We start from the raw sequence: 24,397 nt of genomic DNA, 5'->3' as shown, positions 1-24,397 counted from the left end.
GACGAGCTCCCGCATGACCGGACTCAGCGGCTGTTGATCCGGGTGGCTTCTTCGGCCAGGTCGACGAGTTGCCGGGCGGAGTGGTCCCAGCTGAATTCCGCAGCCCGTTCCACGGAACGGCGCGACAGCGCCTTCCACACGTCCGGCTGTTCCAGCCGCCGCACCGCTTCGGCGAACTCGGACGGCGAATCCGGATGGACGTACGTCACGGCGTCGTGCCCCACTTCGCGGAAGATCGGGATGTCGCTGGCGATGACGGGCGTGCCGTGCGACATTGCCTCCACGAGCGGCAGGCCGTAGCCTTCCGCGCGTGACAGGCTGATCAGTGCCGTTGTCCGGGCCAGCAGTGCCTCGTATTCGGCATCCGTCACACCGTTGTGGAAGACGACATCCGCGCCCGGCGGCACCACGGACTCGAGTTCCGCCCGGCGCTGCGGCGTGATGCGGCTGAGGAGATGCAGCGTCATGTCGGGCAGTTCGGCCATTCCCCGAACCATGGTGTCCACGTTCTTGTATGGCATGAACGAGCCCATGTAGAGGAGGGTCCGGTCCGCGCCGGCACCGGGGTCTCGGGGCGTATGGCCGTGCTGCGGAGCGTTGCCCACGATCCGGACCGGCCGCTTCGTGAGGCGGTGTTTGGCGATCAGGGCCTCGGTGGTGTGGCTGATGGTGGCCACCACGTCCGCCCGGTTCAGGAGCAGCCGCTGCGGCCAGAACGCCTTGTGGTACAGGCGCCACAGCACGCGGACCGGGGCAGGCAGGAAGCCTGGCGGGGCAGGGTGCTCGTAGTAGATGAGGTCGTGAAGCGTCAGGACCAGGCCGTACTTCCGGCCCAATGTCCCCATCGTCTGCATCGGGCACACCACGACGTCGGCGCCCAGCTTGTTGACCTTGGAGGCCACGAACAGCTCCGCGGGCGAGAGCGGGCTGTTGATCATCGTGTAGGGCACATCCGGGAGCAGGGCCAGCTGCCGGGGATCGCTGACGAGCATCGAGACGTCGGCGATTTTGGCCGTGGCGGCGATTAGGCTTGCCCCGTACCTGCTGATTCCGTCATGGTGGTCCAGGCGGGTGAATCGGGCATCGATAATGATTTTCACGCGGGATGGTCCTTCAGGAAGCGTCTGATGTAGCCGGCGGCCGGTTCGGGTGTCTCGTAGTGGATAAGGTGCCCCACGCCGGGAATGACCTCGAGCGTGCCGTCCGGCAGGAGGGCCTTCAGCTTGTGCTGGTCCGGGAGCATCGCAATCTCATCCTTCTCCCCGGCAACCAGCAGCACGGGCAGGACCAGGTCCGTGGCGACTTCGGAGACATTGCTGCCCACGGACGCCTTGAAGGATTCAAGCAGGCTGTCCCGGTTGGCGAAGGCCGAGAAATAAGCGCTGTGCTGGCCGTGGATGAAGCGACGGAGTTGCTTGTCCCTGGTCTTTGCCATGGCCACGCTCATGACCCTGACAATGAGCCTGCTCCGGAGCAGGTACAGGCCCAGGGCGCGGGGGAGCCTGGCGGAGGCCTCGTAGTAGAAGACGGCCAGTTTGGTCATGACGCCCTTGGGCCCCTCCAGTGCCGGCGCGGCAATGGGATTGATGAGGATGAGCGGGAACACAGCGCCGGGGTTGGCCGCCACGAAGTGGCTGGCAATGATGGATCCGAAGGAGTGTCCCAGCAGCACTGTGTCCGGTCCGAGGCCCATGGCTGTCATAAAGTCGCGGATGAACTGCCCGTACCGCGCGACGCTGTGCTCACCGTCGGTGAAGGCATCAGAGCTGCCGAAACCGGGCAGGTCCGGCATGATCAGCCGGATGTCGGGGAGCTGGTCCGCAACCCGGAGCAGGCCGTGGTGGTCTCCACGGAATCCGTGGATTACCAGGATCGTCCTGGTCCCGGCCGTAACGGATACCGGCTCATACACCCAGTAGTCCACATTGCAGCCACCCAGGTCGACGCTGGCGGCCCGTGTCCTGTCGTCCAGTTCGCCGCTGAAGAGGGTCAGGGCCTGTGCCGGGCCTGTGTCCACTTGTTCCATGGTGTCGAATCCTAGTTGACGTTGTCCGGGTGGGAGCCTGTGCGGTGGTTGCGTTCCAGGGCTGCAAGGGCGGCCATGTCCGACGCATCCAGCGTGAAGCCGAAGACATCAAGGTTTTCCCGGATCCGGGAATAAGAGCTGGCTTTCGGAATGACCACGTTGCCCAGCTGCACATGCCACCTCAGGATGACCTGGGCCGCGGTCCGGCCGTGCGCCGCTGCCAGCTCTACAACCACTGGATCCTCGAGCACCTGGCCCCGGCCCAGCGGACTCCAGGCCTCGGTGCGGATGCCAAGCCGGTCGTGCAGGGCCCGGAGTTCGTCCTGCTGCAGCCAGGGATGAAGTTCCACCTGGTTCACGGCGGGGACCACTTCGGCCGTCTCCAGGAGGCGTTCCAGATGGGCCGGCTGGAAGTTGGAAACTCCGATGGCCCGGATCCGGCCCTCGCGGTACAGCGTTTCCATGGCCCGGTAACTTTCGGTGAAGAGTCCGCGGCGGGCGCAGGGCCAGTGGATGAGGTAGAGGTCCAGGTATTCCAGGCCGAGGTTGGACATGGACGTCTGGAAGGCCCGCATCGTTGCGTCGTAGCCGTGGTCGTCATTCCACACTTTCGTGGTGACGAAGAGGTCCTCGCGGGAGAGCGACGGCGCCGCCTCGCCGGAGCCGCCGCCGGCTCCGCTGCCGGCGAAGCCGGAGAGGGCGCCGATGGCCTTGCCCACCCCGGTTTCATTCCCGTACATGGACGCAGTGTCGAAGTGCCGGTAGCCGGCTTCGAGTGCCATGGTCACCAGGCCGGCAGCGTCTGCCGGGGGAACCTTGTAGAGCCCGAAGCCCAGTTGGTCGATCAGCACACCGTTGTTGAGGCTTAGCCGGGGCGAGGTTTTCATAGCACTGACTCTACCGACTCCCCGCGGCCGGCTCCCCGGGACAGGCCGCGCGGCCTTCCGCCGAAGGCTTCACGATAACCCGTCGAAACTCACCAGGCGCCGCGCCATGGCTTCATCGAGGATCAGGTCAGTGGCGAGCCCGGCTGCGAGCGCGCCGCGCAGCCCGTTGATCTTCGAGGCTCCTGATACAACGCATATCCGACGCCGGACCTGCCGCAGCTGTGCCAGCGCCGGGCCGGTGGATCTTTCGTTGAGCGTGATGCCGTCGGAGGACCCGTCGCCGCGGAAAAACACGGTGGCAACGTCACCCACCACGTCCGAGCTGGCCAGAATGTTCAGGTCGCTCTCGTCGAGGTAGCCGCCGGCATAGACGTGGCTCGGGTAGTCGGCGTCCACTGAACCCACGCCGAAAATGGCAATGCTCATGCGTGACTGCAGTTCCAGGATGCGCTGGACGCTGCGTTCATTCCACATGGCGGTTTTCGTGGCGGCGTGGTCAAAGAACGCCGGAACGGGAAACTGTTCAACACGCGCCCCGTAGGCGCTGCCGAACCTGCGCATGATGTCGCTGGCGTAGGTAATGCCGGTGGTCTGCATGTTCCCGGCACCGTTGAGCTGGACGATCACGCTGTCATGGGTGATCTTGCGGGTCAGGTGGCGGCTGACCGCGCTGAGGGTGGATCCCCATGCGACGCCGATGATCGCGTTTGAGTCGACCAGCGGACCGATCGTCCTTGCCGCCTGCATGGCCACCCTGTCAAGGGTCTCCGCCTCATTCAGGGTGTCCACCACCGGAACGACGTGCACATCGACGCCGTATTGGGAGCGGATCATGTTCTCCAGTTCGGGTCCTGTGTCGAGCGGATTGCGGATCTGGATCTGCACCAGACCGGTTTCGCGGGCAGTCGATAAAAGGCGGGAAACCGTGGATCTTGAGGTCCGGAGCTCCCTGGCTATGGCGTCCATCGTGAGGTCCTGGAGGTAATACAGTTGTGCAGCCCTGAGGGCTTCTGAGTGGCGTGAACGCGGCATTCGGCTTCCGTTCTGCACGTATGTGCATAGTGCTTGACTCCATTTTCCATTAGTCCAAACAATAGTGGTGAACGGCGCCGCGCTGAGGCGTGCCGCACAGAACCAAACCCAAAGGAGCAGATTTGGGAACCAACGATTCATCCGGCCATCCGTCTTCCAGCCGCCAGCGGTCCTCAGTGCAGAACCTGCGAAAGCGGCCCCGCGCGCAGGTCCTGATCATCGGCGGCGGAATCAACGGCGTAGGCACGTTCCGCGATCTGGCACTACAGGGCGTCGATGTTGCGCTCGTGGAACGCGGGGACTACTGCCAGGGGGCCAGCGGTGCATCGTCGCACATGATCCACGGCGGAATCCGGTACCTGGAAAACGGTGAATTCCGTCTGGTCCAGGAGTCCGTTGTCGAACGCAACCGGCTGCTGCGCATCGCTCCCCACTACGTCAAGCCGCTCCAGACCACCATTCCCATCTTCAGCACCTTCTCCGGCGTGCTGTCCGCGCCCCTGCGGTTCCTGACCCACAAGCAGCAGGGCAAGCCGAAAGAACGCGGCGCCTTCCTGATCAAGCTCGGCCTGAGCATGTACGACTTCTTCTCACGCGACGGCGGCACAGTTCCGCGCCACCAGTTCCGCGGCCGGAAGCGCGCCCTGGCGGAGCTGCCGCGGCTGCACCCCGGAATCAAGTACGCGGCCACCTACTTCGATGCCTCCGTCCACAACCCCGAGCGGCTCACGCTCGACGTGCTCCAGGACGGCGAAAAGGCCGGTGCCGCGGGTCCGAGTGACGCCCGGGCCAGCAACTACCTCTCGCTCCTGTCCATGGGCGGGGCAGCCGGAAATTCGGCGGGATCCACTGGCGGCAGCACTGTCCAGCTTCGCGACGAGCTCACCGGCGAAGTCTTCGACTTCACGGCGGACGTCATCGTCAACACCACCGGCGCCTGGGTGGACCTGACCAACCAGGCCATGGGCGCCGCATCAGCTTTTATGGGCGGGACAAAGGGCTCGCATATCGTGCTGGACCACCCGGGGCTCCTCGAAGCCTGCAACGGCCGCGAAATCTTCTTTGAACACACCGACGGCCGGATCGTACTGATCTACCCGATGGGTGACCGCGTGCTGGTGGGCACCACCGACGTGGATGCGGACATGGCAGAGGATGCCGTCTGCACCGACGCCGAGATCGACTACTTCTTCGACCTGATCGGCCATGTCTTCCCGGACGTCGCGGTGAGCCGGGACCAGATCGTGTACACCTTCGCCGGTGTCCGCCCGCTGCCCAGGCACGACGCCACCCAGCCCGGCTTCGTCAGCCGGGACTACCGGATCGAGCGCGGCGGACAGGGAGCGGTGTCCAGCGGACAGGCAACGTCAGTCGGCGGCGCCGTCGTACTCAGCCTGGTGGGCGGCAAATGGACCACGTTCCGGGCGCTGGCAGAACACCTGACAAATGACGTGCTCAAGGAACTGGGCCTGGAACGGAAGGTCTCGACGGCGAAACTCGCCATCGGCGGCGGCGCAGGCTTCCCGGACACCCCGTCCGGAGTCCAGCAGTGGATCAAGGCACACATGTCCGCCGGCCGGGACGCTGACCGGATCTCCGGATTGCTGACCCGCTACGGTACCCGCGCCGAAGAAGTCCTGCGCTATCTCGACGCCGGACCGGACAGGCTCCTGCACTCCACGCGGGAACTCAGTGTCCGCGAACTGGAGTTCATGGCCCGCAACGAACAGGTAGGTCACCTCATCGACGTGCTGATCCGGCGGACGTCCCTGGCCTTCCGCGGGCTGGTTACGGGCGAACTCCTCAACGAGGTGGCAGAGGTCCTTGCCGCTCCGCTCGGCTGGGACGCCGCCGCCAGGACAGCCGAGATCCACTATGCCCAGGAGGTGCTTGAACGCTTCCACGGCGTCCAGGTCCACAGCCTGGTCGCCTAGATAGCTTGCGTGCCCGGGGAGGGAGTGCCCGGGCGCAGGGGCTGCGCGGTTCCGCTGGAGGAACAGCCGGCGCAGCAGCCGGCCGGCAACGCAACCACGTTGCCGGCCCAACAGCCCTTCAAACTCGCGAAGGGCTGACAACAGAAAATAGAGGAGTCAAAGATGTCTCTTGGAATTGTTTTCCTTTCCGAAGTATTCGGAACCGCGATGCTGACCCTGCTGGGTTGCGGCGTTGTGGCAAACGTCGCGCTCAAAGGCACCAAGGGCAACAACGGCGGATTCCTGATGGTCACCTGGGGGTGGGGCATTGCGGTCTTCTGCGGTGTTTTCGTGGCCGCCAAGTCCGGCGCACACCTGAATCCCGCCGTCACTTTCGGCCTGCTGCTCAACGGTAAGACGGAGTATGCTCCCGGCGTGAGTGTCGACTTCGCATCTACGCTGACCTACTTCGGCGGTGAGTTCCTGGGCGCGTTCCTGGGTGCAGTGGTCATGTGGCTGGCCCACAAGCAGCACTTCGACGCCGAGCCGGAGCCCGCCAGCAAGCTTGCCGTGTTTTCTACCGGCCCGGCCATCCGCTCTACACCGTGGAACCTGATCACCGAGATCATCGGCACCTTTGTCCTCGTCTTCGTCATCCTGACCCTCGGCGGGACCCCTTCGGGACTGGGCCCGCTGGCCGTTGCCCTGCTGGTTGTCGGCATCGGCGTGTCCCTCGGCGGCCCCACCGGCTACGCCATCAACCCCGCCCGCGACCTCGGTCCCCGTATCGCCCACGCACTGCTGCCCATCAAGGGCAAGGGCTCCAGCGACTGGAGCTATTCCTGGATCCCGGTTGTCGGGCCGCTGGTAGGCGGCGGACTCGCCGGCGCCGTCGCAGCAGTAGTGCCGATCATCGCCGCGGCGGCTTCCTGATCCCCGTCCGGCCTTCCAAGACCCCCTCCAAGCCCTTCAGACAACAGACAAGGACGTCAACATGAACCAGTACGTAATCGCCATCGACCAGGGCACCACCAGCACCCGCGCCATCGTCTTCGACCACAGCGGCAGCATCGTCTCCTCGGGCCAGATGGAACACGAGCAGATCTTTCCGCAGGCAGGCTGGGTGGAACACGACCCCGCAGAAATCTGGAACAACACCCGCGAGGTCATCGCGTCCGCCCTGTCCAAGGCAAACCTGACCCGGCACGACATCGCCGCCGTCGGCATCACCAACCAGCGCGAAACGGCCGTTGTCTGGGACAAAACGACGGGCGAGGCCGTATACAACGCCATCGTCTGGCAGGACACCCGGACCCAGGACATCGTCGACGAACTGGCCAAGGACGGCGGCCCGGAGCGTTTCAAGCAGAAGGTGGGCCTGCCGCTGGCAACGTACTTCTCCGGCACCAAGATCAAGTGGATCCTGGACAACGTGGAGGGCGCGCGTGCCAAGGCCGAAGCCGGCGATCTGGTCTTCGGCAACACGGACTGCTGGGTCCTGTGGAACCTCACGGGCGGAGTGGACGGCGGCGTGCACGTCACCGACGTCACCAACGCCTCCCGGACCATGTTCATGGACCTCGACACACTGTCCTGGGACCAGGAGATTCTGGATGCCTTCGGCGTTCCAGCCTCCATGATGCCGGCCATCAAGTCCTCCTCCGAGGTCTATGGCACGGTCCACACCTCACAGCTGCTCCGCGAAACCCCGGTTGCCGGCATTCTTGGCGACCAGCAGGCGGCAACGTTCGGCCAGGCGGCGTTTGAGGCCGGCGAGGCCAAGAACACTTACGGCACCGGCTGCTTCCTGATCTTCAACACCGGCGAGGAAATCGTCCACTCCAAGAACGGCCTGCTGACCACGGTGGGCTACAAGCTGGGGGACGCTGCTCCGCACTATGCGCTGGAAGGCTCCATCGCCGTCACCGGATCCCTCATCCAGTGGCTGCGGGACAACCTCGGGTTGATCAGCAGTGCCCCGGAAGTGGAAACGCTCGCCGCCTCGGTCAAGGACAACGGCGGCGTTTACATCGTGCCGGCGTTCTCGGGACTGTTCGCACCGTACTGGCGGTCCGACGCCCGCGGCGCCATCGTGGGCCTGACCCGCTTCGTCAACAGGAACCACATCGCCCGTGCGGCCCTGGAGGCCACTGCCTTCCAGACCCGTGAGGTGCTCGACGCCGTCAACGCGGACTCCGGTGTTCCGCTGACGGAGTTGAAGGTCGACGGCGGCATGGTCGCCAATGACGCCCTGATGCAGTTCCAGGCGGACATCCTGGGCGTTCCGGTGATCCGGCCGAAGGTCGTGGAGACCACGGCCCTCGGTGCTGCCTATGCTGCCGGCCTTGCCGTCGGGTTCTGGAAGGACCTGGGGGAGTGCTCGGCCAACTGGTCCGAGGACAAGCGCTGGGAACCGCAGATGGACGCAGGGGAACGGGACCGCCAGATGCGCCTTTGGAAGAAGGCCGTGACGAAGTCCATGGACTGGGTCGACGAGGACGTGAAGTAGTCTGACCTGTCGTTGATGGCAGCCGCAGCTGCCCCGCCCGTCCCGGCGAGGTGCGGCTGCCATCAACTTGTCCGTCAGCTATTCAGCCGCTCGTGGCGACTTACGTTCAGGTGATGGTGGAGGTGCGCTAAAGTAGTTCTATGCGTGCGATCCTTCTGCTTAGCTAGCCGCGCGGTATCCCGACCAAGTACGGATTGCCGAGCGGCCGCCCCTCCATGTCGAGGGGCTTTTGTGTGTCTGGGGTTATCCCCCGGCCACAAGCAGGGGATCAGGAGGCCGGGGCGGGACAGGACGCCAGAGCCTTACGACAAGCGGTACAGAACAGAAGAGGGCAGCAGTGAGCGTTCAGCCGGAGACAGAGACCGGAACAGCAGCAGTCGCAACGGAAGGTCCCGAGGAGGGCACCTACAGCTTCGCCGCGATGGAGGCCAAATGGCCGCAGGTGTGGGAAGACCTCAAGGTGTTCACCCCCCTGGACGACGGCTCGCGCGAGCGCCGTTACGTCCTCGACATGTTCCCTTACCCCTCAGGTGACCTGCACATGGGCCACGCCGAAGCGTTTGCCATGGGCGACGTCGTCGCGCGGTACCTGCGCCAGAAGGGCTTTGACGTCCTGCACCCGATCGGCTGGGACTCCTTCGGCCTGCCCGCAGAGAACGCCGCCATCAAGCGCAATGCGCATCCCAGCGAGTGGACCTACGCCAATATCGACACCCAGGCGGCGTCCTTCAAGCGCTACGCCATCTCCGCAGACTGGTCGCGGCGCCTGCACACCTCCGACCCGGGGTACTACCGCTGGACCCAGTGGCTGTTCAAGCGCTTCTACGAGCGCGGCCTGGCGTACCGGAAGGATTCCCCGGTCAACTGGTGCCCCAAGGACCAGACCGTGCTGGCCAACGAACAGGTGGTCAACGGCGCCTGCGAACGCTGTGGCACCGCCGTGACCAAGAAGTCCCTGAACCAGTGGTACTTCAAGATCACCGACTACGCCGACCGCCTGCTGGACGACATGGACGAGCTGCGCGGCCACTGGCCCGAGCGCGTCCTGGCCATGCAGAAGAACTGGATCGGCCGCTCCGAAGGCGCCCACGTCAACTTCGTGATCGAAGCCGACGGCGAGAAGCCGGCCAAGGACGTCACTGTCTTTACCACCCGCCCGGACACCCTGTACGGTGCCACGTTCTTCGTTGTCGCCGCAGACGCGCCGCTGGCAGTCGAACTGGTCACGGACGAGCACGCCGCCGCGTTGGACGCCTACCGCGAACAGGTCAAGGCGCTGTCCGAAATCGAACGGCAGTCCACCGAACGGGAAAAGACGGGCGTGTTCACCGGCCGTTACGCGGTCAACCCCCTTAACGGCGAAAAGCTGGCGGTCTGGGCAGCGGACTATGTCCTGGCTGACTACGGCACGGGCGCCATCATGGCTGTCCCCGCCCATGACCAGCGCGACCTGGACTTCGCCAAAACCTTCGACCTGCCCGTCCGCGCCGTGCTGGACACGGGAGAGGACGACCCCGCGGTCACCGGTACGGCCACGGCGGGAGAAGGCACCCTGATCAACTCCGGCGTGCTCGACGGCCTGCCCAAGGCTGAGGCCATCCCGGCCGCGATCGACATGCTGGAGAAACAGGGAACCGGCGAAAAATTCGTCAACTTCCGCCTCCGTGACTGGCTGCTCAGCCGCCAGCGCTTCTGGGGCACGCCCATCCCGATCATCCACTGCCCCGCCTGCGGCGAGGTCCCTGTTCCCGACGAACAGCTGCCCGTCACCCTGCCGGCCGACCTGCGCGGTGAAGACCTGTCCCCGAAGGGCACGTCCCCGCTCGCCGCCGCCGAAGCCTGGGTCAACGTTGAGTGCCCCAACTGCCACGGCCCCGCCAAGCGCGACACCGACACCATGGACACGTTCGTTGACTCGTCCTGGTACTTCCTGCGGTTCGTTTCCCCGCAGTACACCGAGGGTCCCTTCGACCCGGAGAAGATCAACGACTGGATGCCCGTGGGGCAGTACGTGGGCGGCGTGGAGCACGCCATCCTGCACCTGCTGTACGCACGGTTCTTCACCAAGGTCATCCACGACCTCGGCATGATCGACGCCGACGAGCCGTTCAGCGCACTGCTCAACCAGGGCCAGGTCCTCAACGGGGGCAAGGCCATGAGCAAGTCACTGGGCAACGGTGTTGACCTCGGAGAACAGCTGGACAAGTACGGCGTTGACGCCGTGCGGCTCACCATGATTTTCGCCTCCCCGCCGGAGGACGACGTCGACTGGGCGGACGTTTCGCCGTCGGGCTCCGCCAAGTTCCTGGCCCGGGCGTGGCGCCTGGCGCAGGATGTCACCAGCGCGCCCGGAACGGACGCTGCCCAGGGAGACCGCGCGCTGCGCTCTGTCACGCACCGCACCATCGCCGACGCCGCCGCACTGCTGGACGGCAACAAGTTCAACGTTGTGGTGGCCAAACTGATGGAGCTTGTCAACGCGACCCGCAAGGTCATCGACTCGGGTGCAGGCGGGGCGGATCCAGCGGTCCGCGAAGCGGCGGAAGCCGTTGCGGTCATCCTGAGCCTTTTTGCGCCCTACACGGCCGAGGACATGTGGAATGTGCTGGGGCATCCCGCCTCGGTGGCGAACGCCGGCTGGCCCGCGCATGACGAAGCACTCCTCGTGCAGGAAACCGTGACCGCCGTGGTCCAGGTGCAGGGCAAGGTCCGCGACCGGCTCGAGGTCTCCCCGGGGATCGGCGAGGACGAGCTGCGTGAACTGGCCCTGGCGTCGGAGAACGTCCAGCGCGCCCTCGACGGGCGCGGTATCCGCACGGTCATCGTGCGTGCCCCTAAACTGGTCAACATCGTCCCGGCCTAGCCGGGACACCGGCCGCCGGTATCGCCGGCGGCCGGCCATGATGTTTGACCGACCGTAGCAGCAGGGGGACGCCGTGAACGACCGGGAGCCGGCCGGATGGCCGTGGCTGAAGGAACGGCTGGCCCGCCTGCGCCAGTCTTCCCGAACGGCGGGCGCGGCACAGGAAGTGGTTACGGCCGCCGTCGTGCGCACTGCGGTGGTGACCGATTCCGCAGCGGCGCTTCCGGCCGACTGGGTCATGGACTTTGCCGCCGACGGCCGGCTGACCGTGGTTCCCATGCCCGTTATGGTGGGGCCCGAGATCTACGGCGAAGGCGAAGACGACATCACCGAGACCATTGCGGTGGCGCTGGCTACGGGCACGCCGGTCAAGACGTCGCGGCCGTCGCCCGGCCAGTTTGAGCAGGCCTATCTTGCGGCGCAGCGCCGCGGCTTCGAAGCGGTGGTCTCCGTGCATATTTCCGGGGCACTTTCCGGAACTGCCGACTCCGCCAGGCTCGCGGCATCGCGCGTCGGCATCCCCGTGGAAGTGGTCGACTCGAAGACCGTGGGCATGGCACTGGGCATGGGTGTGCAGAGTGCGGTGGTCGCGGCGGCAGACGGCCGGGCAGCCCCTGAAGTGCGCGCCTTTGCGGAAGAACGGCTGGCCCGTACCAGGGTGTATTTCTATTTACCCAGCCTGGAGCAGCTACGCCGCGGAGGCCGGATCGGAGCGGCGGCATCCCTGTGGGGGACGATGTTTGCCATCAAGCCGATCCTCGCCGTGGATGACGGGAAAATCGTTCCGCTGGAAAAGGTCAGGTCCGCCTCGCGGGCCGTGGCGCGCCTCGAGGAAATTGTGGTGGCGGACGCCGCCGCGCGTCCCCCCGGCCAGGCCCGCCTGGCCGTCCACCACTTCGGCAATCCCGGGGAAGCCGCTGAGCTTGCGGAACGGCTGGCAGCCTCGCTCCCGGACGTACCCCCCGCGCAGATCAGTTCGCTGCCGGCCGTCCTCGCCGCCCACGCGGGGCTGGGTGTCCTCGCCGTGATCGTGGGGGAGAGCAGCACACCGCAAAAGGAGCCCGCTCTGGCCCAATAGCGGCGCCGGTAGTACAGTCTCCCCACCAAGCACGCTCCCTACCGAGCAAGGAGGCTTCCATGACAATGCAGGTGCACCACGTGGCGCAGTTCGACAAGGACGTGTCCGAAGAAGTGACGAACTGGCTGAAGTATCTCAAGGGCCAGGTGACGAGCGTCCAGTTCCTCACCACGACGGTGCCCGATCCGAAGGCGCCTGACGCATGGCGGGTCCAGTACGAGGCCTACATCACTTACCAGAAGTAGCCAGTTGGAACAGTCCGGGTCAGGGGCTGCAGGTCACCGTGTCACGGTTGTAGCGGCTTTTCTCGAGGACGCTGATGCTGTCCGACACGATGGTGCAGGAGGCACCATCGGGAAACGTGTAGACACTTGTCGCGCCGGTTTTGATGACATTAGCGTCGAAGGACCACGGGCTTTCGTAGTAGGCAAACACGCTGACGAACTTGTGCGTGTTGTCCACTGTGATGGTTTCGCCGTCGGGGGAGATCTGGGTGGCGCTCACGTCACCGCTTCCCTGGAAGACTGCGACTCCGCTCGGCGTATGCACCTCGATGTGCCGATCAGTGCCCGTCTGGCAAAACGTCCAGCCGGAAAGCTCATCCGTGATACACGACGAGTATTCGGTGAACTGGGTCCCTTCACTACCTGCCGCGTTGCCTGCCGCGCCGGCTGGCGTCGCGCCGGTCGCAAGCAGGAGCCCCAGACCAACTCCGCAACCGGAAAAGAGCACAGACCTTTTTGCCATCATGACCGTCCCCATTCTTCAGACTCTTTCCCAGGATTCGGGGCAGGGCAAAATGCTAAGGCGGCGGCGCTTCCCCGTCAATATGTAAATTCAATGGTGAAAATACCGGCCGTCGTCCCGGTGACCTGTTGTGCGGCCGCTTTCCACATACGGCCCTCCGCAGTGTCCGTTCCCGCCGTGTTCTCCTAGCGTTGTGGGTATGTCACCCCGGAAAGCGGAAGCGGGAGCACCTGCCGCGGCCACGCGTGCACGGCGGCGGCTGACGGCTTCCCTTGGGCCGGCCGGCGGTGATGACAGCGGCGGGCCAGGAACAGCCGGGGCCACAGGACAGGGGCTGCTGGAGCACGGAGCCCCCGGCCAAGGGACTTTCACCTACGACGGCGGTGCGCAGCCGGATCTGGATACGCCTGACGCCTCCGCCGGTGGCAGGGCCTCCGGACCCGCGAAGTTCAGGTGGCGCACAGGCATCCGCGTTGCGGTGCTGCTGGGAATAGTGAGCCTCCTGCTGGGCGGCTGGTTCTGGTGGGACGTCGCCAGCAGCCGCGGCCAGGTGGTGCCGCTGAGCGATGTCAGCACCCCGGACGCACGCGGGCAGCCGGATGGAAGCACCGGGACAGACCCGGGGGAGTCCGGCGGGACGTCAGAAGGAGGGCAGGCTTCCGGGCCTGCCTCCGGCAGGAAGATCGTGGTTCATGTCACGGGGGCGGTCAACAGGGCAGGTGTTGTGGAACTGCCGGAAGGCAGCCGGATCCACGAGGCAATCGCCGCCGTCGGAGGCAGTACGGCCACGGCTGACCTGGAACGGCTGAACCTGGCCTCCGTGCTGGCAGATGGCCAGAAGATCCACGTTCCGCAGGCGGGGGATCCGGCGGAGGCCCAGGGAACGGCTGGCAACGAAACCGGGTCCGACGGAACAGGTTCCGGCGGGCAGGGAACAGGCAGTGCCAAAGTCGACCTGAATACGGCGTCCGTGGAGGAACTGGGGACACTGCCCCGGGTAGGGCCCGTCCTGGCCCAGCGCATCTTTGATTGGCGGAAGGAACACGGACGGTTCAGCGCCGTAGAGGAACTCGACGCCGTGGACGGCGTCGGCCCTAAGATGCTGGAAACGCTGTTGCCGCTCGTGCGGGTCTCCTGAGATGGGCCGCCCCAGTCCGTGGCAGCGCTTCGTCGACGCAGCCGTCCGGGGCGGGCAGGACGAGGCCTTGCTGCCGCCGCGGCGTGCTACCGGTGACCCGATTTCGATTTTTCCTAGTACACCGGGAACACGCTCCGCCGGTATCCAGGGCATTGTGCCCCGGACGTCTGCGGGACTGCGGGCTATGGTTGCCGCCCGCCTTCTTCCCCCGCCGGAGGACAGGGCGCAGGGAATCGGAAAACCTGCTGCGTCCGGAGCCGGCGGGAGACCACGGCGCAGGACTGACCTTCGCCTGGCACCTTGTGCCCTCCTCACCTGGACGGCCGCCGTCGGCGGTGTCTGGTTGCCGTTGCCCGCGCTCTGCGTGTTGATCGGGGGACTCCTCCTCTCGGCCGTGGTGCTGCTTGTGGTGATCAGCCGGCGCCGGGTGCGGACTCACGGGATTGGGCTGGCGCCGCGCAGCTTCCTGACCACTCTTGCCGTTGCCCTGGTGCTATCGGCAGCCGTCGCGTCCCACGCGGCGGTAGCAGCGTCCCAGAAGCATGACGGACCCGTGGCGGACGCCGTGACGGCCCGCTCCGCAGTTGTGGTTGAGGCGGAGATAGAAGGCTCGCCGCGTGAACTCAAGGTTCCCGGCCGCACCGGATCCGGCCGGTGGGCTGTCCAGGCAACAGCGATCACGATCATCGCAAACGGGCGCCTCATCAGGGGTGATGCACGCGTGCTGATCGTGGGCGGTGACGACTGGCAGCACGTGGTCCCCGGGCAGCGGGTCCGGACCACAGGAAAACTGCAGCCGGCCGATGCCGGCCAGGCACAGGCGGGCACTTTGTCCGCCACCACCGGCCCGGCCACCACGGTTGCCCCCTCGGCATGGCGGGAAGGACCTGTCGCGCTCCGGAGCGGGTTTGCCGCTGCCGCGGAATGGATCGGCGGCGATGCCCGCGGCCTCCTGCCAGGAATGGTCACGGGTGATACGGGCTTCCTCGATGAACAGCTGGAAAGCGCCATGAAGACTGTCGGCATGACCCACCTGACCGCTGTCAGCGGGGCCAACTGCAGCCTCATCCTGGGGGCGCTGTTGCTGGCCGCGCGGAGTGTTCGACTACCCCGGGCCCCGGCCGCGGCAGCCGCGCTCACCGGACTGGCACTATTCGTCCTGATGGTGGGTCCGGATGCAAGTGTCCTCCGGGCAGCGCTGATGGGGGCGATCGGGCTCGTATCCCTGTCCGGCGGCCGGGCCGGTCGCGGGCTGAGCTTCCTTTGCCTCGCGGTGACCGGACTCCTCATGGCAGACCCGGCACTCGGTACCAGCTTCAGCTTCCTGCTGTCCGTGCTGGCCACGCTCGGCATCGTGCTTGCCGGGCCGCGGATCATGGAATGGCTGCCGCCGGTTGTCCCGCGCTGGCTTGCCGCCGGCCTGGCGGTACCGCTTTCCGCCCAGCTCTTCTGCGGGCCGGTCATCGTCCTGCTGCAGCCCCAGTTTTCGTCCTACGCCCTCCTGGCAAACATGGTGGCTGCGCCCCTCGTGGCACCGGTCACCATCCTCGGCACTGCGGCCGTGCCGCTGGTGCCGCTCGCGCCATGGGCGGCCAATGTTCCCATGGCGGTTGCGGGTGGCTGCTCGGCCGGAGTCGCCGCCGTCGCCAGGTTCTTCGCGGCCTTGCCCGGCGCGGCCCTGCCATGGCCGGAGGGGCCGTTCGGCGCGGCCACCATGGTGTCATTCTCCGCCTGCTCCGTACTGCTCCTCTGGCTCATTCTGCACCCGCGCGCCGTGGCCACACTGGTCCTGGCGGCGCACCGAAGGACCATCGACCTGCTGGAGCTGGTGCCACCGTTCACCGGCTTTGATGTGCGCCGCCGCCGTGGGAGCCTTAGAGGTATTAATCGGAATTCCGGGAGGAACCAAGAGTGGCCGCTGCGCAAAAAGCACGATCCAAACCGGCAACATCAGCGACGGCCACCTGGCGCGATGTAGCGCCGGCCAGTGTCGTGCTGATCGGCGGACCCGAAGAATACCTCGGCATCCGCGCCATGGACCGGATCAGGTCGCAGGTCCGTGCAGCCCAGCCGGATGTCGAAGTCACCAGGCTCAACGCAGGCAGTTACGAACCCGGCGCCCTCGCCATGAACGTCAGCCCTTCGCTGTTCGGGGAATCCAAGCTCATCGAGGTGGAGTCCGCTGAAGCGATGAATGACGCCTTCCTCGCGGACGCCCTCAAATACCTGGCGGATCCGGAGCCTGACGCAGTGCTGGTGGTCCGCCACGGCGGCGGAGTCAGGGGCAAGAAGCTGCTGGACGCCATCAAGTCTGCGGGCTGGCCCGTGGTCGATTGCCAGCCTCTGAAAAAGGACGCGGACAAGTCGGCGTTCGTGCTCTCCGAATTCAAGGCGGCAGGGCGCCGCATCGAGCCCGAGGCCGTTCATGCCCTGGTCAATGCGGTGGGAGCCAACCTGTCGGAACTCGCCGCGGCCTGCAGCCAGCTCATCGCGGATGCAGCCACGACTGTCGATACAGACATGGTGGACCGCTACTACGGCGGCCGGATCGAGGCGACGGCCTTCAAAGTTGCCGACGCCGCCCTGGCCGGCAATGCTCCGCTGGCACTCTCCACGCTTCGCCACGCCCTGGCAACAGGGGCAGACCCTGTTCCGCTAGTGGCCGCGCTGGCCGCCAAACTCCGCACGGTAGCCAAAGTTGCGGGCGCACACGGTTCCTCGGCCCAGATTGCGCGGCAGCTTGGCATGCAGCCGTGGCTGGTGGAACAGGCGCAGCGGGACGTCCGGCGCTGGACGCCGGAAGGCCTGGTCCGCTCCATCCAGGTGACGGCCGAAGCGGATGCGCAGGTCAAAGGCCTTTCCCGGGACCCCGTGTACGCAGTGGAACACGCGGTCACCGTCATCGCGACGTCGGTGCGCCGCTAGGCCTGCGGTGACCTACCCGCCTGCGAGCTAGCCGGCTGTGAGCTGGAGCGGGTCAACGAGCTAAGAGGGTTAAATGGATGTGGCCGGCACCCGCGAGGGGTGCCGGCCACGATCATCAGTTCAGTTGAACTGGAAAACCTTAGAGTGCGTTGACCTTCTTGGAGATCGCCGACTTGCGGTTTGCAGCGTTGTTCTTGTGAAGAACGCCCTTGCTGACAGCCTTATCCAGCTTTCGGCTTGCAGCAACCAGCGCAGCAGCAGCGGCATCCTTGTCGGTGGACTCAACGGCGGTGTTGACGGCGCGGATGGCCGTCTTCAGCTCCGACTTGACTGCGTTGTTGCGCAGGCGAGCCTTCTCGTTGGTGAGGATGCGCTTCTTCTGGGACTTGATATTAGCCACGTGTGAACTCTCTTTTTAATGCGGAAATGGTCTAGAGGGCTTTCAGATTGGCCATTGACTGAGCGGCGTGGGGATACCTATGGCGGCCAACCATCAGTGGCCGTCGACCTGCACGGACACACAGCTGTCAATAATAGCAGATGCCCTGCAATGCTGCTGCCTCGGCTGACGCCTGCCCTGCTGATCCCGTGCCCCTTCGGAACTTTCGTCAGCTCCAGCCGTGAAACTCGCGGAGTGCAGACGCGACGCCGTCGAAACGCTTCCGGTCCAGGACGGCGCCCTCCCTGCGGATGTCCGCCGCGCTGACCTGGATGATGCGGTCCAGTTTGGCTTCGCTGGGCCGGCGCTGCCGGTCCCAGCTGCCGGTGCCGATATCCACGTAACTGTCGTCATTCCTGCGGTCCTGGTCGTGGTCCTTGCTGGTGAGCATGAGCCCCAGCAGGTACCGCCCGCGGCTTCCGATCAGGAGCACCGGCCGGTCCTTGCCCTGCGAATGGTCCTCTTCGTAGGGAACCCACGTCCACACCACTTCACCCGGTTCCGGCTTGCCGTTGGGGGAGGGGGCATACCGGACATGAGCGGCGCCCGTGAAGTCACCCGGGTATGTCCCGGTGATGCCCGCGCCGGTCTCGGGCTGTGCTGACGGCTTCGTGGCACGGCCCGGCGCCGGTCGGACCGGTCCGGCAGGGCGCTTGCGCCGTCGGTCCGTGGCATCCTCGGCCGGGCGCCCCTCCAGGAGGCGGAATACGGTACGGACGGCGTTGCCAAGGGAGCGGAGGTTGAATGCCATCCTGCAACGATACTGTGCCCCGGATCGGTGCCGTTCGCGGTCCCGCAGCCCGATCACGCAAACAATGCACCGAGCGGGGGCAGGACGTGGGACACTATAAGTTCACGTGCGGCAGGTCCTGCGACGGCTTCGGCCGTCCTGAGCACAGCCGCGGAAATGCCAACAGTAAGGACCCTGCGTGTCTCCCATGGCCCGCACCGCCCCGGTGCCCGCCGCAACAGATCCGGCCATCATCCGGAACTTCTGCATCATTGCGCACATTGACCACGGTAAATCCACTCTGGCTGACCGCATGTTGCAGTACACCGGCGTCGTTCAGTCCCGCGACATGAAGGCCCAGTATCTGGACCGCATGGATATCGAACGTGAGCGTGGCATCACCATCAAGTCCCAGGCAGTCCGCATGCCTTGGGAAGTTGAAGGCACCAGCTATGCCCTGAACATGATCGACACTCCCGGCCACGTCGACTTCACCTACGAGGTATCCCGTTCCCTGGCTGCCTGTGAAGGTGCAGTTTTGCTCGTGGACGCGGCCCAGGGCATTGAGGCCCAGACCCTCGCCAACCTGTACCTGGCGATGGAGAACAACCTCACGATTATTCCGGTCCTCAATAAGATCGACCTTCCCGCGGCCCAGCCCGAGAAGTACGCGGAGGAACTCGCCAACCTGATCGGCGGCGACCCCGACGACGTGCTGCGTGTCTCGGGCAAGACCGGCATGGGCGTGGAAGTGCTGCTCGACAAGATCGTCCGTGACCTGCCGGCCCCCGTGGGCGACCCGAACGCCCCCGCCCGCGCCATGATCTTCGACTCGGTCTATGACACCTACCGCGGTGTTGTCACCTACGTCCGGGTGGTCGACGGAATGCTGCACCCGCGTGAACGCATCCAGATGATGTCCACCCGCGCCACGCACGAACTCCTTGAGATCGGTGTCAGCTCTCCGGAGCCCACCCCGTCCAAGGGCCTCGGCGTCGGCGAAGTGGGCTACCTCATCACCGGCGTGAAGGACGTCCGCCTGTCCAAGGTGGGCGACACCGTCACCAACCTGGCCAAGCCTGCTTCCCAGTCACTCCCGGGCTACGCAGACGCCAAGCCCATGGTTTTCTCCGGCCTGTACCCGCTGGACGGCACCGACTACCCGGTGCTCCGCGACGCGTTGGAGAAGCTCATGCTCAACGACGCCGCACTGGTGTACCAGCCGGAAACCTCGGCTGCGCTGGGCTTTGGGTTCCGCGTCGGTTTCCTGGGCCTCCTGCACTTGGAAATCACCCGTGAACGGCTCGAACGCGAGTACAAGCTGGACCTGATTTCCACCGCCCCCAACGTGGAGTACGAGGTCACCCTGGAGGACAAGAAGGTTGTCCACGTCACCAACCCCAGCGAATACCCCACCGGCAAGGTCGCGGAGGTCCGTGAGCCGATGGTGTCCGCTACCATCCTGGCGCCGAACGAGTTCGTCGGGGCCATCATGGAGCTGTGCCAGAGCCGGCGCGGCGTGATGGGCGGCATGGACTACCTCTCCGAGGACCGGGTGGAAATCCGTTACCGCCTGCCGCTGGCTGAAATCGTTTTCGATTTCTTCGACATCCTGAAGTCCAAGACCCGCGGCTACGGCTCGCTGGACTGGAAGGCCGACGGCGACCAGGTGGCCGACCTTGTGAAGGTCGACATCATGCTCCAGGGCGAACAGGTGGACGCCTTCAGTGCGATCACCCACCGGGAGAAGGCCTACGCCTACGGTGTGATGATGACCGGCAAGCTGCGTGAGCTCATTCCCCGCCAGCAGTTCGAAGTGCCGATCCAGGCTGCCATCGGTTCCCGGATCATTGCCCGTGAAAGCATCCGTGCCATCCGCAAGGACGTCCTTGCCAAGTGCTACGGCGGTGACATATCGCGTAAGCGCAAACTGCTCGAAAAGCAGAAAGAAGGCAAAAAGCGGATGAAGATGGTGGGCCGCGTCGAGGTTCCCCAGGAAGCCTTCATCGCCGCGCTGACCACGGACGAATCCAAGGACAAGGCCAAGAAGTAGTGATGACCGTCGCCGCAACCCTGCGGAGCCGCCGCAATGCCTAGCGTTCTTCCCCTGGGTGACCCGGCGCCGTCGGACGGTCTGCTGCCTCCCCAAGCAGCAGACGGTGCGGCGGACCGGGCCTTCGGGCTCTACGTGCACATCCCGTTCTGCGCCGTCCGCTGCGGTTATTGCGACTTCAACACCTACACCGCAACTGAACTTGGCGGCGGTGCGTCCCAGGATGCGTATGCCTCCACCGCCATATCCGAGGTGAGGCTGGCCGCGGAGGTGCTCAAAACCTCCGGGCTACCGGACCGTCGCATGAGCACTGTCTTCTTCGGCGGCGGCACGCCCACGTTGCTCCCCGCAGAAGACCTCGCCCGGATCCTGGGCGCCGCCATCGAGGTATGGGGGCTGGAGCCCGGGGCTGAAGTCACCACCGAAGCCAATCCGGATTCCGTCACCCCTGAATCGCTCCAGCTGCTGGCTGATGCCGGCTTCACCCGCGTGTCCTTCGGGATGCAATCAGCAGTTCCGCACGTGCTCAAAGTCCTGGACCGCACGCACACGCCCAGCCGCGTGCCGCAGGTGGTGCGGTGGGCGCGGGAGGCGGGACTGGCCGTGAGCCTGGACCTGATCTACGGAACACCGGGGGAGTCCCTGGCCGACTGGCGGTACTCGCTGGAGACCGCGCTGTCCTATGAGCCGGACCATATCAGCGCCTATGCGCTCATCGTGGAGGACGGCACCAAACTGGCAGCCCAGATCCGCCGCGGTGAAGTCCCTGGAATCGACGACGACGACCACGCCGACAAATACGAACTCGGCGATCAGCTGATCGGCGAGGCAGGGCTGAGCTGGTACGAGGTCAGCAACTGGGCGCGCACACCGGAGCAGGCCTGCCGGCACAACCTGGCGTACTGGCGTGGTGACGACTGGTGGGGGATCGGCCCCGGTGCGCATTCACATGTCGGCGGAGTCCGCTGGTGGAACGTGAAGCACCCTACGGCGTACGCGGGGAGGCTTTCCGGCGGCGTGTCGCCGGCGGCGGGCCGGGAAACGCTCGACGCCGAAACCCGGAACGTCGAGCGGGTCATGCTCGAAGCCAGGCTCAGCAGCGGACTCGATGTGTCCGGGCTGGGAACGTCCGGCCAGCACGCCGTCGCCGGGCTGATCGCGGATGGCCTGGTGGATCCCGTGTCGGCCTTCCGCGGACGGCTGGTGCTCACCTTGAAGGGCCGGCTGCTTGCCGACGCCGTGGTGCGAAGGATCCTGCCCGACTGAGCGCACCCGGCCGGTGCTCGAAGCCGGTGTTCGATTGTGCCGGTTACTTGATCCAGCGCAGGTTGAAGTCGTAGCGGTGCGGCTGGCCGCGGTTCACATGGATCCCGGCTGCCACGGAGAAGCACGTCACGGCGATCCAAATCAGTGTGGCCAGCACCGCGAAGATGTTCCCCACCACCGGCAGCAGCACCAGGATGTTGCAGATGACTGCAGCGATCGTGGGAGGCAGGGTGAAGTTCAGCGCTTCCTTGGATTCCTGCGCCGTGAACGGTCCGCGGTCCTTGAAAATCAGGTAGATCAACAGCGACGGGACGCACCCAAGGATGCCGCCGAAGTGCGCGAGGGTTGCCCACTGCCGGTCTTCGTTGGCCGTCAGCGGCAGGGCGTTGGCGGGGACACCATGATACTGGGGCTGGCCATGGCCGGCCTGGTTGTCCCGTTGTTCACGTGCGTCTTCTGCCAAGGTGTCGTCCTTCGGATTGCAGTGGTGCGGTGGTTCCCGGATAAGCGGACGCTGCCACAGGAGCAACAACCGCCTTATCAAGAATACTGGGTCGGGGGTGCATTCGGAGAGTTCGACTTCCGCCTAACGCACTGGTAACTTCCGCCTAGGGCACCGTGAGGAAGTCGATGACCTCTTCCACGCGGCCCAGCAGGGACGGTTCCAGGTCGGCGTAACTACGCACCGCCCCCAGCAGCTTCTGCCAGCCGAGGCCAATGTCTTCCTTAGTCTCGTGCGGCCAGCCGAAGGCTGTCAGGATCCCGGTCTTCCAGTCCACGCCCCGCGGAATAACCGGCCACGCGTCGATGCCGAGCACTGCCGGCCGAATGGCCTGCCACACATCCACATAGGGATGGCCCACGATGAGGACGTTGCCCGCAGCGCCCGGGGACGCCATCACGGCATCGGCGATCCGTGATTCCTTGGAATTGGCAACCAAGTGGTCCACCAGCACTCCCAGCCGCCGGCCCGGACCCGGCCGGAATGCGGCTACCGCAGCCGTAAGATCGTCAATTCCGTGCAAGGGCTCGACGACGATGCCCTCCACCCTGAGGTCGTCACCCCAGACCTTTTCCACAAGTTCGGCGTCGTGTTTGCCTTCCACCCAGATGCGGCTGGCCTTGGCCACCTGGGCGCGCTGGCCTGCCACCCGCACGGATCCGGAGGCCGTCCTGCCGGATGTGCCGGAGGCTGCCTGGGCGCGCGGTGCCGGGGGCATCAGCCGGATCGGCAGGCCCTCCAGGAGGAACCCGTAGCCAAGTTGGAACGTGCGGGACTTCCCGCGCCGGTCCTCCAGGGCAACAACATGCATCCCGCCGGACTTCTCCACCCTGGTGACGGCGCCCACCCAGCCGGACTGCACGTCTTCCAGCACCATGCCGCGTTCAACCGGCACTTCGGGAAGCTCGGTTTTCCGGGGAGCCGTGATGTCCTGCGGGCCCCAGTTCTGGTACGACATCGGATAGACACAACCTTGCGCTAGAAAAAGTGAACACAGAAAGTGAAACAGGAGAAGGGGAACAGCGGCGCCCGTGGCGTCACGGAGGTGCATGTCTTGTCCTGCTCCGGAGTTTCGCCCGGAGCGGTACCAATGCTAACAACGCGGCGACTCATATTAGACTGGTTAGCACTTAGACATGACGAGTGCTAACGGTAGACGGGATCTGGCAGGCGACAGAGCCGGTCCGCGGCCCGGGTGAAGCCGATCGGAGGTGGAGAATGAGCGAACCACGCAAGCTTGAAGTACTGCGCGCCATCGTGGAGGACTACGTCCATTCCCGCGAACCTGTGGGCTCCAAGGCCCTGGTGGAGAGGCACCATCTGGGGGTCTCCAGCGCCACGATCCGCAATGACATGGCGGCCCTGGAAGATGAGGGCCTAATCACGGCGCCGCACACCAGCGCCGGGCGCATCCCCACGGATAAGGGCTACCGGCTCTTCGTCGACCAGATTTCCGCCGTCAAGCCGCTGTCGCAGGCGGAACGCCGGGCCATCCAGACGCTGCTCGAAGGATCGGAAGACCTGGACGACGTCCTGGAACGCACGGTGCGGCTGCTGTCGCAGCTGACCAACCAGGTGGCCGTGGTGCAGTATCCGCACCTCAGTCGTGCCATGGTGCGGCACATCGAGTTCGTGCTGCTGGCGCCGCGCCAGGTCCTCACCGTCCTGATTGCGGACACCGGAAAGGTCGAGCAGCGGGTCATCGACGTCGGCCAGGAACTCAGCGACGAGGCCCTTGCCGGCCTTCGCTCACGGTTCCTGAAAAGCCTGTCGGGGACGCCGCTGAGCCTGCTCCCGCAGGCGCTGCCCGCCGTCGTCGCAAGCTGCGAACCGGCACGCCGGCACGCCGCCCAGGCGCTGGCCCGCGGCCTGGATGCCCTGGCCAGCAGCACCCGCGAAGAGCGGATGGTCATGGCCGGCACCGCCAACCTCGCGCGGTCCAACGTTGACTTCCCGCTGAGCATCGGCCCGGTCCTCGAGGCGCTTGAGGAACAGGTGGTCATGCTCCGCCTGCTCAGCGAAATGGCGCAGGACCCCCGCGGCGTGACCGTCAGCATCGGCCGGGAGAATCCCTACGACGGCCTCGCGGAAGCCTCGGTGGTGGCCACAGGCTACGGGCCCGGTTCCAGTGCCAAGGTTGGCGTCCTTGGCCCCACCCGGATGGACTATCCCACCACCATGGCCGCGGTCCGTGCCGTGGCACGCTACCTTTCCAGGATCCTCGGGCCGTGACCGGCCCTTCATCAGCCAACCCGGCCTCCGTGTCCCGGCTTCCGGGGTGCGGCAGCA

21 protein-coding genes are annotated in these 24,397 nt (G+C 65.7%); 12 read left to right on the top strand and 9 right to left on the bottom strand.

The annotated features are described in order from the left end of the window. Nucleotides 1–23 precede the first annotated feature (23 nt). The 4 genes from AC07YR_RS01750 to AC07YR_RS01735 form a co-directional block, all read right to left on the bottom strand. Nucleotides 24–1,100 carry a glycosyltransferase family 4 protein gene (locus AC07YR_RS01750; RefSeq protein WP_494732859.1) on the bottom strand — a complete coding sequence of 359 codons (1,077 nt, stop codon included), beginning with the start codon at nucleotides 1,098–1,100 and terminating at the stop codon, nucleotides 24–26. Continuing rightward, nucleotides 1,097–2,026 (bottom strand): alpha/beta fold hydrolase, encoded by a 930-nt coding sequence (locus AC07YR_RS01745; RefSeq protein WP_494732858.1) that lies wholly within the window; start codon nucleotides 2,024–2,026, stop codon nucleotides 1,097–1,099. Before AC07YR_RS01745 ends, AC07YR_RS01750 begins: the two co-directional genes overlap by 4 nt. 11 nt (nucleotides 2,027–2,037) lie before the next feature. Further along, a complete protein-coding gene (locus AC07YR_RS01740) occupies nucleotides 2,038–2,913 on the bottom strand; it encodes an aldo/keto reductase (protein WP_436057744.1) in 876 nt (291 codons plus the stop codon). Between the two features lie 69 nt (nucleotides 2,914–2,982). Then, complete coding sequence (locus AC07YR_RS01735; RefSeq protein WP_436057743.1) at nucleotides 2,983–3,945, bottom strand: sugar-binding transcriptional regulator; 963 nt, start codon at nucleotides 3,943–3,945, stop codon at nucleotides 2,983–2,985. A 122-nt stretch (nucleotides 3,946–4,067) separates the two neighbouring features. On the opposite strand from AC07YR_RS01735, the gene AC07YR_RS01730 reads away from it, so the two are divergent. The 6 genes from AC07YR_RS01730 (at nucleotide 4,068) to AC07YR_RS01705 (ending at nucleotide 12,553) form a co-directional block, all read left to right on the top strand. Beyond that, nucleotides 4,068–5,879 (top strand): glycerol-3-phosphate dehydrogenase/oxidase, encoded by a 1,812-nt coding sequence (locus tag AC07YR_RS01730; RefSeq protein ID WP_436057742.1) that lies wholly within the window; start codon nucleotides 4,068–4,070, stop codon nucleotides 5,877–5,879. A 162-nt stretch (nucleotides 5,880–6,041) separates the two neighbouring features. Continuing rightward, nucleotides 6,042–6,791 carry an MIP/aquaporin family protein gene (locus AC07YR_RS01725; RefSeq protein ID WP_436057741.1) on the top strand — a complete coding sequence of 250 codons (750 nt, stop codon included), beginning with the start codon at nucleotides 6,042–6,044 and terminating at the stop codon, nucleotides 6,789–6,791. A 61-nt stretch (nucleotides 6,792–6,852) separates the two neighbouring features. Further along, nucleotides 6,853–8,367, top strand: coding sequence for a glycerol kinase GlpK (gene glpK / locus AC07YR_RS01720; RefSeq protein ID WP_028269139.1), 1,515 nt, complete (start codon nucleotides 6,853–6,855; stop codon nucleotides 8,365–8,367). Nucleotides 8,368–8,704: 337 nt separating this feature from the next. Further along, nucleotides 8,705–11,230 carry a leucine--tRNA ligase gene (gene leuS, locus AC07YR_RS01715; RefSeq protein ID WP_436057740.1) on the top strand — a complete coding sequence of 842 codons (2,526 nt, stop codon included), beginning with the start codon at nucleotides 8,705–8,707 and terminating at the stop codon, nucleotides 11,228–11,230. Between the two features lie 73 nt (nucleotides 11,231–11,303). Beyond that, nucleotides 11,304–12,308, top strand: coding sequence for a DegV family protein (locus AC07YR_RS01710; RefSeq protein WP_436057739.1), 1,005 nt, complete (start codon nucleotides 11,304–11,306; stop codon nucleotides 12,306–12,308). A gap of 59 nt (nucleotides 12,309–12,367) precedes the next feature. After that, entirely contained in the window at nucleotides 12,368–12,553 is a 186-nt protein-coding gene (locus tag AC07YR_RS01705; RefSeq protein ID WP_028269142.1) for a hypothetical protein, read from the top strand. Nucleotides 12,554–12,572: 19 nt separating this feature from the next. On the opposite strand, the gene AC07YR_RS01700 is transcribed toward AC07YR_RS01705, so the two are convergent. After that, entirely contained in the window at nucleotides 12,573–13,058 is a 486-nt protein-coding gene (locus AC07YR_RS01700) for a hypothetical protein (protein ID WP_494732857.1), read from the bottom strand. Between the two features lie 196 nt (nucleotides 13,059–13,254). Here AC07YR_RS01700 and AC07YR_RS01695 point away from each other — a divergent pair, with 196 nt between their 5' ends. The 3 genes from AC07YR_RS01695 to holA all read left to right on the top strand — a co-directional run bounded on the left by AC07YR_RS01695 (nucleotide 13,255) and on the right by holA (nucleotide 17,118). Beyond that, the gene (locus AC07YR_RS01695; RefSeq protein WP_436057737.1) at nucleotides 13,255–14,193 is read left to right on the top strand and encodes a helix-hairpin-helix domain-containing protein; all 939 of its coding nucleotides are present in this window, start codon (nucleotides 13,255–13,257) and stop codon (nucleotides 14,191–14,193) included. A gap of 184 nt (nucleotides 14,194–14,377) precedes the next feature. Next, on the top strand, nucleotides 14,378–16,171 hold the full coding sequence (locus AC07YR_RS01690; protein ID WP_494732856.1) for a ComEC/Rec2 family competence protein: 1,794 nt from the start codon (nucleotides 14,378–14,380) through the stop codon (nucleotides 16,169–16,171). Beyond that, the gene (holA, locus tag AC07YR_RS01685; RefSeq protein WP_436057735.1) at nucleotides 16,105–17,118 is read left to right on the top strand and encodes a DNA polymerase III subunit delta; all 1,014 of its coding nucleotides are present in this window, start codon (nucleotides 16,105–16,107) and stop codon (nucleotides 17,116–17,118) included. The genes AC07YR_RS01690 and holA overlap by 67 nt, the downstream gene beginning before the upstream one ends. A 139-nt stretch (nucleotides 17,119–17,257) precedes the next feature. Here holA and rpsT read toward each other — a convergent pair whose 3' ends face one another. Further along, nucleotides 17,258–17,518, bottom strand: coding sequence for a 30S ribosomal protein S20 (rpsT, locus tag AC07YR_RS01680; RefSeq protein ID WP_011692086.1), 261 nt, complete (start codon nucleotides 17,516–17,518; stop codon nucleotides 17,258–17,260). Between the two features lie 208 nt (nucleotides 17,519–17,726). Continuing rightward, nucleotides 17,727–18,308 (bottom strand): type II toxin-antitoxin system PemK/MazF family toxin, encoded by a 582-nt coding sequence (locus AC07YR_RS01675; RefSeq protein ID WP_436057734.1) that lies wholly within the window; start codon nucleotides 18,306–18,308, stop codon nucleotides 17,727–17,729. Nucleotides 18,309–18,486: 178 nt separating this feature from the next. Between AC07YR_RS01675 and lepA the strand changes: the two genes are divergently transcribed. Both lepA and hemW read left to right on the top strand, forming a co-directional pair. Continuing rightward, nucleotides 18,487–20,340, top strand: coding sequence for a translation elongation factor 4 (lepA, locus tag AC07YR_RS01670; RefSeq protein ID WP_200939380.1), 1,854 nt, complete (start codon nucleotides 18,487–18,489; stop codon nucleotides 20,338–20,340). 36 nt (nucleotides 20,341–20,376) lie between these two features. Beyond that, nucleotides 20,377–21,606, top strand: a complete 1,230-nt coding sequence (gene hemW / locus AC07YR_RS01665; protein WP_436057733.1) for a radical SAM family heme chaperone HemW — start codon at nucleotides 20,377–20,379, stop codon at nucleotides 21,604–21,606. A 43-nt stretch (nucleotides 21,607–21,649) separates the two neighbouring features. Here hemW and AC07YR_RS01660 read toward each other — a convergent pair whose 3' ends face one another. Both AC07YR_RS01660 and AC07YR_RS01655 read right to left on the bottom strand, forming a co-directional pair. Beyond that, nucleotides 21,650–22,069, bottom strand: coding sequence for a DUF4870 domain-containing protein (locus AC07YR_RS01660; RefSeq protein WP_028269150.1), 420 nt, complete (start codon nucleotides 22,067–22,069; stop codon nucleotides 21,650–21,652). 145 nt (nucleotides 22,070–22,214) lie between these two features. Next, nucleotides 22,215–23,066, bottom strand: coding sequence for a DUF3097 domain-containing protein (locus AC07YR_RS01655; protein ID WP_436057732.1), 852 nt, complete (start codon nucleotides 23,064–23,066; stop codon nucleotides 22,215–22,217). A 260-nt stretch (nucleotides 23,067–23,326) separates the two neighbouring features. Here AC07YR_RS01655 and hrcA point away from each other — a divergent pair, with 260 nt between their 5' ends. Beyond that, nucleotides 23,327–24,340 (top strand): heat-inducible transcriptional repressor HrcA, encoded by a 1,014-nt coding sequence (hrcA, locus tag AC07YR_RS01650; RefSeq protein ID WP_055803189.1) that lies wholly within the window; start codon nucleotides 23,327–23,329, stop codon nucleotides 24,338–24,340. Nucleotides 24,341–24,397: the final 57 nt, after the last annotated feature.

Source organism: Arthrobacter sp. GW460-12-1-14-TSB2, from assembly GCF_059423525.1.
The sequence above is the reverse complement of the archived record's forward strand: the minus strand, read 5'-3'. Positions and strand labels throughout refer to the sequence as shown.